Genomic DNA, 1886 nt, shown 5'->3' with positions numbered 1-1886 from the left:
CCTTCTCTTCGGGGTTGGGGGTCGTAATTTTTTTACGGAGAGTTTGATCCTGGCTCAGGACGAACGCTGGCGGCGTGCTTAACACATGCAAGTCGAACGATGAAGCCCAGCTTGCTGGGTGGATTAGTGGCGAACGGGTGAGTAACACGTGAGTAACCTGCCCTTGACTCTGGGATAAGCGCTGGAAACGGCGTCTAATACCGGATACGACCTGCCCCGGCATCGGGTGCGGGTGGAAAGTTTTTCGGTCAAGGATGGACTCGCGGCCTATCAGCTAGTTGGTGAGGTAATGGCTCACCAAGGCGACGACGGGTAGCCGGCCTGAGAGGGTGACCGGCCACACTGGGACTGAGACACGGCCCAGACTCCTACGGGAGGCAGCAGTGGGGAATATTGCACAATGGGCGAAAGCCTGATGCAGCAACGCCGCGTGGGGGATGACGGCCTTCGGGTTGTAAACCTCTTTTAGTAGGGAAGAAGGGCTTCGGCTTGACGGTACCTGCAGAAAAAGCACCGGCTAACTACGTGCCAGCAGCCGCGGTAATACGTAGGGTGCAAGCGTTGTCCGGAATTATTGGGCGTAAAGAGCTCGTAGGCGGTTTGTCGCGTCTGCTGTGAAAACCCGAGGCTCAACCTCGGGCCTGCAGTGGGTACGGGCAGACTAGAGTGCGGTAGGGGAGAATGGAATTCCTGGTGTAGCGGTGGAATGCGCAGATATCAGGAGGAACACCGATGGCGAAGGCAGTTCTCTGGGCCGTTACTGACGCTGAGGAGCGAAAGCGTGGGGAGCGAACAGGATTAGATACCCTGGTAGTCCACGCCGTAAACGTTGGGAACTAGATGTGGGGACCTTTCCACGGTCTCCGTGTCGCAGCTAACGCATTAAGTTCCCCGCCTGGGGAGTACGGCCGCAAGGCTAAAACTCAAAGGAATTGACGGGGGCCCGCACAAGCGGCGGAGCATGCGGATTAATTCGATGCAACGCGAAGAACCTTACCAAGGCTTGACATATACCGGAAACTTCCAGAAATGGTTGCCCCGCAAGGTCGGTATACAGGTGGTGCATGGTTGTCGTCAGCTCGTGTCGTGAGATGTTGGGTTAAGTCCCGCAACGAGCGCAACCCTCGTTCTATGTTGCCAGCACGTCATGGTGGGAACTCATAGGAGACTGCCGGGGTCAACTCGGAGGAAGGTGGGGATGACGTCAAATCATCATGCCCCTTATGTCTTGGGCTTCACGCATGCTACAATGGCCGGTACAAAGGGCTGCGATACCGTAAGGTGGAGCGAATCCCAAAAAGCCGGTCTCAGTTCGGATTGAGGTCTGCAACTCGACCTCATGAAGTCGGAGTCGCTAGTAATCGCAGATCAGCAACGCTGCGGTGAATACGTTCCCGGGCCTTGTACACACCGCCCGTCAAGTCATGAAAGTCGGTAACACCCGAAGCCAGTGGCCTAACCGCAAGGAGGGAGCTGTCGAAGGTGGGATCGGTGATTAGGACTAAGTCGTAACAAGGTAGCCGTACCGGAAGGTGCGGCTGGATCACCTCCTTTCTAAGGAGCATCTGGACACCGCAGGGTGTTCCAGGCGCCAGATCAAAGCGAATGTCTTTGCTGGTAGCTCATGGGTGGAACATTGAACTAGGTGCTCGGTGAGATCGTCTCGCGTCAGTACAGCCTTCGGGTTGGGAACGCGTCGGGGCGGTGGAGTCGGGTACATGCACGCTGTTGGGTCCTGAGGGACCGGGCCGGCTGCCTTCGGGTGGCGGGGTCGACTCTCCGGATCTTTTTCTCACGCCTGGGTGTGTGGGAGAGGGATACCGCCCGTATTTTGAGAACTACACAGTGGACGCGAGCATCTTAGATTCACGGCTTCGGTCGTGAAT

At 56.9% G+C, this 1886-nt stretch carries 1 rRNA gene; it reads left to right on the top strand.

The features are described from left to right. The first annotated feature begins 31 nt into the window (after positions 1-31). Positions 32-1554 (top strand): 16S ribosomal RNA (locus C5C55_RS16150). The last annotated feature ends 332 nt before the right edge of the window (positions 1555-1886 follow it).

It is taken from the genome of Rathayibacter sp. AY1C2, assembly GCF_002931195.1.
In the GTDB taxonomy this organism is placed as follows: Bacteria; Actinomycetota; Actinomycetes; order Actinomycetales; family Microbacteriaceae; genus Rathayibacter.
The sequence above is the reverse complement of the archived record's forward strand: the minus strand, read 5'-3'. Positions and strand labels throughout refer to the sequence as shown.